Source organism: Acetobacter sp. UBA5411 (assembly GCF_002409645.1).
Classification (GTDB): Bacteria; Pseudomonadota; Alphaproteobacteria; order Acetobacterales; family Acetobacteraceae; genus Acetobacter.
In genome coordinates, this window is sequence record NZ_DHNR01000019.1 from 141706 (window position 1) to 149369 (window position 7664).

Annotated in this window: 9 protein-coding genes and 1 tRNA gene; 5 read left to right on the plus strand and 5 right to left on the minus strand. The window is 58.8% G+C overall.

The window, feature by feature from the left end:
- A tRNA-Asp gene (locus B3759_RS05795) sits at window positions 1-77 on the minus strand.
- A 271-nt stretch (window positions 78-348) separates the two neighbouring features.
- On the opposite strand from B3759_RS05795, the gene B3759_RS05800 reads away from it, so the two are divergent.
- The gene (locus B3759_RS05800; protein ID WP_291364518.1) at window positions 349-1242 is read left to right on the plus strand and encodes a retroviral-like aspartic protease family protein; all 894 of its coding nucleotides are present in this window, start codon (window positions 349-351) and stop codon (window positions 1240-1242) included.
- Between the two features lie 87 nt (window positions 1243-1329).
- Here B3759_RS05800 and B3759_RS05805 read toward each other — a convergent pair whose 3' ends face one another.
- Both B3759_RS05805 and B3759_RS05810 read right to left on the minus strand, forming a co-directional pair.
- On the minus strand, window positions 1330-1854 hold the full coding sequence (locus B3759_RS05805; protein WP_010667397.1) for a carboxymuconolactone decarboxylase family protein: 525 nt from the start codon (window positions 1852-1854) through the stop codon (window positions 1330-1332).
- A gap of 125 nt (window positions 1855-1979) precedes the next feature.
- The gene (locus tag B3759_RS05810) at window positions 1980-2522 is read right to left on the minus strand and encodes a peroxiredoxin (RefSeq protein WP_010667396.1); all 543 of its coding nucleotides are present in this window, start codon (window positions 2520-2522) and stop codon (window positions 1980-1982) included.
- A 147-nt stretch (window positions 2523-2669) separates the two neighbouring features.
- On the opposite strand from B3759_RS05810, the gene B3759_RS05815 reads away from it, so the two are divergent.
- The 3 genes from B3759_RS05815 to B3759_RS05825 all read left to right on the plus strand — a co-directional run bounded on the left by B3759_RS05815 (window position 2670) and on the right by B3759_RS05825 (window position 4558).
- A complete protein-coding gene (locus tag B3759_RS05815) occupies window positions 2670-3611 on the plus strand; it encodes a hydrogen peroxide-inducible genes activator (protein WP_291364521.1) in 942 nt (313 codons plus the stop codon).
- A gap of 128 nt (window positions 3612-3739) precedes the next feature.
- Window positions 3740-3865, plus strand: a complete 126-nt coding sequence (gene ykgO / locus B3759_RS05820; RefSeq protein ID WP_003625637.1) for a type B 50S ribosomal protein L36 — start codon at window positions 3740-3742, stop codon at window positions 3863-3865.
- Window positions 3866-3952: 87 nt separating this feature from the next.
- Window positions 3953-4558, plus strand: coding sequence for a hypothetical protein (locus tag B3759_RS05825; RefSeq protein WP_291364578.1), 606 nt, complete (start codon window positions 3953-3955; stop codon window positions 4556-4558).
- A gap of 69 nt (window positions 4559-4627) precedes the next feature.
- Here B3759_RS05825 and B3759_RS05830 read toward each other — a convergent pair whose 3' ends face one another.
- Both B3759_RS05830 and B3759_RS05835 read right to left on the minus strand, forming a co-directional pair.
- The gene (locus tag B3759_RS05830; RefSeq protein WP_018308455.1) at window positions 4628-5182 is read right to left on the minus strand and encodes a Dps family protein; all 555 of its coding nucleotides are present in this window, start codon (window positions 5180-5182) and stop codon (window positions 4628-4630) included.
- Between the two features lie 220 nt (window positions 5183-5402).
- Complete coding sequence (locus tag B3759_RS05835) at window positions 5403-6110, minus strand: tRNA1(Val) (adenine(37)-N6)-methyltransferase (protein WP_291364980.1); 708 nt, start codon at window positions 6108-6110, stop codon at window positions 5403-5405.
- 193 nt (window positions 6111-6303) lie between these two features.
- On the opposite strand from B3759_RS05835, the gene B3759_RS05840 reads away from it, so the two are divergent.
- The gene (locus B3759_RS05840) at window positions 6304-7443 is read left to right on the plus strand and encodes a polyprenyl synthetase family protein (RefSeq protein ID WP_408736451.1); all 1140 of its coding nucleotides are present in this window, start codon (window positions 6304-6306) and stop codon (window positions 7441-7443) included.
- Window positions 7444-7664 lie beyond the last annotated feature (221 nt).

Below are 7664 nucleotides of genomic sequence, written 5' to 3' on the forward strand. Positions count from 1 at the left end.
TGGCGCGAGTGACGGGGCTCGAACCCGCGACCTCCGGCGTGACAGGCCGGCGCTCTAACCAACTGAGCTACACCCGCTTTTTTCTAACGATGCCGCGTTCTGCGTCGTCGTTGAGCGGCTTTATAATGACGTTTTCAGGACTTGCAACCCCCCTTTCAAAAAAACTGTCATTTATTGGAAAATCAAAAGGTTGCCGGTCGGAATATGGCGGTCATCCTTGGGTTTTGGGACGGTGTTGTCCCGGAAAAGAAAAGAGGACTGATTCCCGACGCGATTCCGGCGCGTCGGAACGATTGTTAGGAGGGGCAGGAGTAGCGTCATGCTGTCAGAGAGGGCAAAAGACGCGGGATGAAACGCACCTTCTGCCTGATTGCCCTTCTGATACCGCTGGCTGGCTGCGCGCGCTCCATCCCCTCCTATTCCTGTCCGAACAGTTCTTTCGAGGTGCTTTCTGTCCTGCCTGACACCGAGTTTCCGGTCGTGCAGGTGCGGCTGAACGGACATGCCGCCGCCATGCTTGTGGATACGGGGGCAGGGCGTTCCGTAATCACGCCTCAGGCCGCAGAAGAATTCGGATTGTCAGAGACAGGTCAGAGCCTGACCATGCATGCTGTAGGCAGCGATGTGGCCGCTCCCATCGTGCGCGTCATCACTCTCCAGCTTGGACGTCTGAAAGCCGTAGAGCCAACATTCCTGCTGGCGGCGATACCAGTCAGGTCCGTGGGGGGCCTCCCGCTGGCAGGTCTCTTCGGGGCCGATTTCCTGAGTGGTTATGACGTGCTGTTTGACCTGCCCCATCACCGCATGGAGCTGATATCAGGAAACGCTTGCATCCCGAACAACGTGCCACCCGCTGACCGGATGGCTTTTCCTGCTGACCCGGCTGCCCGTGTCTTGCTGCCGATCAGACTGGACGACCGACCGCTGATGGCTGTTCTGGATAGCGGCTCAAATCGCACGACAATCCCGGTTTCGCTGGCTGGCGTGCAGGATGCGCTTCTGGAAAAGGATGAAAATGTCGGCACACGGGGGCCGGATGGCCAGCATCTCGATGCCTGGCTTCATCGCTTCAGGACAATTCAGATCGGCACCAGCATTGATCGGGATATTGAGTTGGTGATAGCGCCGATACGGACGCCCTATGCGCTGCTGGGAGCGGATTTCCTGAGGCACCGGATCGTGCTCATCTCCTACCGTCGTGGCATGGCCTATCTCCTTGCGGAAAACCCGATCGCACCTTGAGTCGATGATACAGAAAAGGGCACCGCGCTTTGCAACGATGCCCTTCTTCATGCGTCCTGTGAGGACAGAATTTGTCTTCAGACGTGATCAGGCGGCAGGTTCGGCCTGCAACGCAACGGCAACGCCGTGCACGGTCGCGGCAATGCGTACGGACGTCTGGACCTGCTCGCTGGTCAGACCACCTTCACGCACGGCTTGCTCGTGGCTCTTTACGCACATCTCACAGCCATTGATGGCGGAAACGGCGAGGGACCAAAGCTCGAAGTCCACCTTGTCCACACCCGGTCGGGCGATCACACTCATGCGGAGCTTGGCGGGCATCTGGGTGTAGTCACCACCCATCATATGGGTGAAGCGGTAGTAGATGTTGTTCATGCCCATGATGGCGGCGGCGGCCTTGGCAGCGTTCAGGGCTTCCGGGCTTAGCTTCGCGCCAAATTCTGCGATGATGGCCTGGGTCAGTTCCTCATTACGGGAAGCGATGGCGGTGGCGACGAAGGTGCCGGCAAGCTGCTGCTCGTTCAGCGTGATGTCGGAAGCAAGGCTGCTGAGATTGAGACGCAGGTCTTTTGCGTAATCGGGCAGGCGCTCTTTCAGGGCTTCAATCGACATGATGCTTCACTCTAATTTCAGGGGAGGCAGGACAGAGTCCCGATAGTTTGACTGGAAAAACAGCCGGAAAGAGCGCTGCGGGGCAGGCGAGGCATGCCCCACAGCGTTTTTGACTTTCGGAAGGATCAGACCTTCAGGAAGTCATCGCCCTTTTTCCAGTTGCACGGGCACAGCTCGTCGCTCTGGAGACCATCGAGAACACGCAGGACTTCCTGCGGGTTACGGCCGACCGACAGGTCATTGACGGACACGTGACGGATGATGCCATGCGGATCGACGACGAACGTGGCGCGCAGGGCGACGCCCGGACCAGCAGCGATCACGCCGAGGGATTCGGACAGCTCGCGCTTGATGTCGGACAGCATCGGGATCTCAAGCTTCTTGAGGTCCTCGTGGTGCAGACGCCAGTTCAGGTGAACGAACTCGCTGTCGATGGACACGCCGTAAACGACGGCGTCACGATCTGCGAAGTCCTTGGCCAGCTTGCCGAATGCCACGATTTCTGTCGGGCAGACGAAGGTGAAGTCCTTCGGCCAGAAGAACACGATCTTCCACTTGCCGGCATCGGTTGTATCGGAAATCTGAACGAACTTGCCGTCCAGACCAGCCGGGCCACCCGGAACGGAAGTCAGGTCAAAGGAAGGAAACTTGTCGCCAACGGTCAGCATCGGAATGCTCCTTGCATATCTCGGTAACAGTGCAGTGCGTCGATATGGCGCGCCGCTGACCGTATCTATGGCCATGGTGTGGCAATCATGCCAATGAATAATTTATCATAATACGATTGATGAAATCGATTGAGAGGAGCGTCGGCCATGATGATCCTGCCTTCTCCCCAGCAACTCCGTTATCTGCTGGCCTTGGCGGAGTTACGCCATTTCGGAAGAGCCGCTTCCGCCTGCGCTGTGACGCAGTCCACCCTGTCCGCCGGAATTCTGGCGTTGGAACGGCAGCTTGACGCCAGTCTGCTGGATCGGGAAGTCGGCAAGCGGGTGGTGTTTACGCTGCTCGGTGAAGAAGTCGTGCGGCGCGCCCGTGTCGCGCTGGAGCTTCTTGAAGGGATTGCGCAGATCGCTCAGGCATCGCGTGAACCGATGACGGGACCAGTCCGACTGGGTGTGATCCCGACGATTGGTCCCTTCATCCTGCCGCGCCTGATTCCTCTTGTGCGGGAATGGTTTCCGCAGATCAGGCTCATCATTACCGAGGACATGACGGAACGCCTGCTTGAAAAAATAGCGGTTGGACGGCTGGATGCGATGCTTCTTGCCATGCCGTGTTTGTGTGAAGGGTTGGAAACGATCCCCCTCTGGCGAGACCCGTTTGTTCTGGCGTTGCCGCAACATCATGAACTGGCGAAACTTTCCTCCGTACCGCTTGAAATGCTCGGGAATGAGCGGATGGTGCTGCTGGAAGACGGTCACTGCCTGCGGGACCAGACGGTGGATGTCTGTCGTCAGGAGAGGAACTGGGCCGGGAACGAACCTGAGTCGGCCCACACGGCGTCAGCCCTGCATACGCTGGTCCGTATGATCGGCGAGGATCTCGGTGTGGGGCTTCTGCCTGAACTGGCGGTGGCGTCCGGCATTCTTGAGGGCACAGGTGTGGTAGCGCGTCCGGTGACGGGTGGCCCGGCATGGCGCACGATCGGACTTGGCTGGCGGCTGAAGTCGCCGCGCACGGAGGATTTCCGGGTTCTGGCGCGGACATTGAAGACACTGTCGCCCGCTGGTGCCGAGCCTGTTTTGCAACAGTAGCAGGCAGCGTGCGCATTATCTGAGGCAGAGAAAACCGCTCTCTGCATTGACTTTTCCGCTTTGGCTGCGTATGTCGCAGCAACTTTTTCATGCGGACCCCGACCGCAGACGGATAGAAGAGACGAGTTATGAAGATCAGAAACAGCCTCAAGTCGGCAAAAGTCCGCGACAAGGACTGCCGCGTTGTGCGTCGTCGCGGTCGCGTCTACGTCATCAACAAGAAGAACCCGCGCATGAAGGCACGTCAGGGCTGATCCTTCGATCAACCTGATAATCCCATGCACAGGAAAACCCGCCCTCTGGCTCTGGAAACGGACCCAAAAGGCGGGTTTTTTCGTTGTATGAACAGAATTTCTCCCATTGCCGCTCTGGCTCTCCTGTTGGCCGCGACGGCTGCGCAAGCCGAACCTGCCGCAACAGGAGCGACCTCTGCCGCGAAACCTTCCTCACCACAGAAGCTCTCGACTGAGACCAAAAAAGCCGGGCTTGTGGCTCAGCTTGCCGCGTCAAAAAATCCCACGGAAGCAGCATTGATCCGGGGACAGCTTGAGGAACTTCGCACACAATCCATCAGACCCGCGACACGATTGCTCATGCGGCGTGCGGCGCGTGAGTTGTCGAGCGAGAAGCCCAGTGAGGCTGTCGAGGATTTCGGTGCGGCCCTGTCGCTGCAGAATGACGTTGCCGTCCTGTGGCGGTTGCGGGCGCAGGCGCGGCTGATGGGCGGCGATACCAGCGGTGCGATCAGTGATCTTGGCGTTGCGCTTCAGCATGATGGAAATGATGCGGTCAGCTGGCAGCTTCTGACTGCCGCGGAGGATGCCGCTGGCGATGGTCAGGCTGCTCTAAAGGCGTGGCAGCGCGTCATGGAGCTGGATCCCCAGTTGCCGGGAGCCGCCAAGAAGTTTGAAAAGCTGCAACTGAAGGCTTTTGGACGGCCAACCTGATTTCATTGTTTCTGGTGAAAAACGGACAGGCCTGAAGACACCCGGCTGGGTGCTTCAGGCCTTTTCAAATCAGCTGTTGGAGCCAAACGTGGTGCGTGTGACTTCAAACAGGAACCACGTCCGCTTTTCGCTTTCGTCGATCCAGTTTTCCAGCAGGCTGGTTGTGGCGCAGTCTCCGACCTCGTCCGTCAGGCCATGGACCTGACGCATGGCGGCGACCAACTGCTTGTTGTCCTCACACAGTTCCGCAATCATGTCAGGCGCATCGACATAGACGGCGTCATTGTCCTTGATGCGCTGCAGGCGGCTGATCTCGCCGATCGAATGAAGCGTCAGACCACCAATGCGGCGGGCACGCTCCGCCAGTGGATCGGTCATGGCGAGGAGCTCGGCTCCCTGATCATCCAGCATCAGATGCAGATCGCGGAAATGGCGGCCGCTCATGTGCCAGTGGAAATTTTTCGTTTTCAGGTAGAGGGCGAAGACGTCAGCAAGCAGGGCACGGAGAGCGGCGGAGATATTTTCCACGCCTTCCTTGGGTAGATCCGAAGGTGTGCCCAGATAATGCTGGACTTCAGCGGAACGTGCCTGCTCGGCTTTGCTGGAAGCAGATGACTTGCTCATCGATGTTTTCCCCTTTGATTTTGTCCCTTCTGGCTGGGCCGGTCTCACAGGACGGCCGTCTCCATGACGGAATGTCGTTTGGGACCGGAAGCGAGCGGGACGAAGCCTTGAGTGGCTTCACGGCCAGCATGCAGCCGCTCAATGGGGGGCGATGTCAAGTGAACAGAGTGTTGCGTAAAAAGCGCGACAATATCGTTATCAGTAGCATGGACCTACACGATCAGAGGTCCTTGTGAGGACCTGAGACTCGTCTTGGGCTCCTGAAGGACTCGGAATACAGAGGCTGTCCGTTTCTCAGGATCGCCTCTGCGGCAGGAGTGAAACTGCCATCATCCTTGTGCAGGACTAATCCCGGCAGAATCCTGGAACCTGCCTGTCCGCCGCGACGGGCGCGAATCAGCACGATCCGGGCTTCCTCTCCCTCGTGAGGCCAGAGAGGGATGATTTCGGCACTCCCGATCCGCACTTTTTCACAAGCGGCGAGAGTCTCGGCCAGTCGTGTGCTGGGAATCGCCATCGTCAGGGAACCTTTTTCCCGCAGGAGACTGGCGAAAGTGGAAATCCAGCGATGCAGGGTGTCTTTTCTGGCGCGGCGCGCCTTGTCCCGTCGCGGCTCGGGAGAGGCTGTCGCGTCCTCGCGGTGCCAGGGGGGGTTGGCGAAAATATGATCGAATTGGAAAGATGAGATTTCCGGCGTGTCGTTTAAAATCTGACCTGCATTGCAGATGTCTCCGGTAACAATCTGCGTATCCTTGCTGGCGTTGAGAACGAGATTGATGCGGGCCAAAGCCGCTGTCGCCGGATCGATTTCGAATCCTGTGAGCATCAGGTTTTCCACACGGGCTGAAAGGCACAGCAGGCCAGCGCCAGCCCCGCATCCGGCCTCCAGCACGCGGTTTCCCGGACGTGCGGGAATGAGGGCCGCCATCAGGACGGGTTCAAGGCCAGTCCGGTAACCCTGACGGAACTGGTGATAGGCGATACGCCCCCCTAAAAGAGTGCCGTTCGTGGTCTCTGGCAGGTCAGAAAGGGAGGGGGTTGCGGGGCGGACAACTTGACCGTCTCCGGAGCGCCGCTCATATGGTTGCACTACTAGGGTCCCTTTTTCGGGAGAAAGTCATTTGCACGTTGCAGTCAATCAGCCGAATACGGAGGGCGCCGCAAGCCCGAATGCAGGTCAGGTCGAAAAGAAGGCTGGCGACAGCACACGTGTGGATGATGCCGTGAAACCTCAGAACAGTGAAAACGTCCTGAAAGCTCTGGCTGACTATCTCGCCGATGACATGATGGCCTGCAACAGGGAAATCGTGGCGCGGATGCAGAGCGACGTGCCGCTGATCCCGCAACTGGCTGCCCATCTGGTGGCGGCAGGCGGTAAGCGGCTTCGGCCCTTGCTGGTGCTCGCAGCGGCCCGTGTGGCTGGATACCGGGAACATGGCGACGATATGCGCCATGTGGGCGTGGCAGCTTGTGTGGAGTTCATCCATACGGCGACTCTGCTCCATGACGATGTGGTCGATAACAGCCAGCTTCGCCGCGGTCTGGCGAGCGCAAACGCTGTGTTCGGCAACAAGGCCTCGGTGCTCGTCGGCGATTTCCTGTTTGCCCGCGCCTTCCAGATCCTGACGGCTGACGGTTCTCTGCCGGTCATGGCCATCCTCTCCGCCGCGTCCGCAACGCTGGCGGAAGGCGAGGTCATGCAGATGACCACGCAGAACGATCTGACCACGACAGCCGATCGCTATCTGCAGGTCATCTACGGCAAGACGGCGGCTCTGTTCGCCGCTGCCTGCGAAACCGGAGCGGTGGTCGCCAAGGCCGATGACCAGACCAGGGAAGCGCTGCGTCAGTATGGTGCGAATCTCGGCATGGCATTCCAGCTTGTGGACGATGCGCTTGATTACGCCGCTGATCAGGCCGTGCTGGGCAAGACGGTTGGTGATGATTTCTACGAAGGAAAAGTCACCCTGCCAGTGCTGGCTGCCTATCACGCTGGCGACAGTGATGAGCAGGCCTTCTGGACGCGCACGATCGAGAACAACGAAGAGCAGCAGGAAGGCGACCTTGAGCGTGCGCTTGACCTGATTGCGAAGACGAACGCCATCGACGTGACAATGGAAAAGGCCCGCGAATACGCCGAGGCAGCGAGTGCTGCTCTTGATCAGGTCTCTGAAGCCTGTCTGGCTGCGAATGCCGATATGGAGCCGCTGCGTCAGTTGTTGAAAGACGTCGCTATCTACACGGTCGATCGCGCCCGCTAAGAGGCGAGCGCGAGACAGGCTGTTTCAGGCTGAAATCTGAAGGGGGAATGCCCTTCCGCAAGCGTCTCTATGGCTTGTCAGATACTTCGTAGACAGGATGAGAGACTGAACGCTCCTGATCCGGAATAGCCCATTGTTCTGCGTGGGTATAACCAAACGGGCGCAGATGAGCCTCCAGTTCGGCTCCATCAACCGGTGGAGCAGTGAACCAGAGATGCTCC

What these genes read in the sequence shown, in the direction of transcription:
- B3759_RS05800 (WP_291364518.1), top strand. Translation starts at nt 349, where the DNA reads ATGAAACGCACCTTCTGCCTGATTGCCCTTCTGATACCGCTGGCTGGC.
- B3759_RS05805 (WP_010667397.1), bottom strand. Translation starts at nt 1,854, where the DNA reads ATGTCGATTGAAGCCCTGAAAGAGCGCCTGCCCGATTACGCAAAAGAC.
- B3759_RS05810 (WP_010667396.1), bottom strand. Translation starts at nt 2,522, where the DNA reads ATGCTGACCGTTGGCGACAAGTTTCCTTCCTTTGACCTGACTTCCGTT.
- B3759_RS05815 (WP_291364521.1), top strand. Translation starts at nt 2,670, where the DNA reads ATGATGATCCTGCCTTCTCCCCAGCAACTCCGTTATCTGCTGGCCTTG.
- ykgO (WP_003625637.1), top strand. Translation starts at nt 3,740, where the DNA reads ATGAAGATCAGAAACAGCCTCAAGTCGGCAAAAGTCCGCGACAAGGAC.
- B3759_RS05825 (WP_291364578.1), top strand. Translation starts at nt 3,953, where the DNA reads ATGAACAGAATTTCTCCCATTGCCGCTCTGGCTCTCCTGTTGGCCGCG.
- B3759_RS05830 (WP_018308455.1), bottom strand. Translation starts at nt 5,182, where the DNA reads ATGAGCAAGTCATCTGCTTCCAGCAAAGCCGAGCAGGCACGTTCCGCT.
- B3759_RS05835 (WP_291364980.1), bottom strand. Translation starts at nt 6,110, where the DNA reads ATGGCGGCCCTCATTCCCGCACGTCCGGGAAACCGCGTGCTGGAGGCC.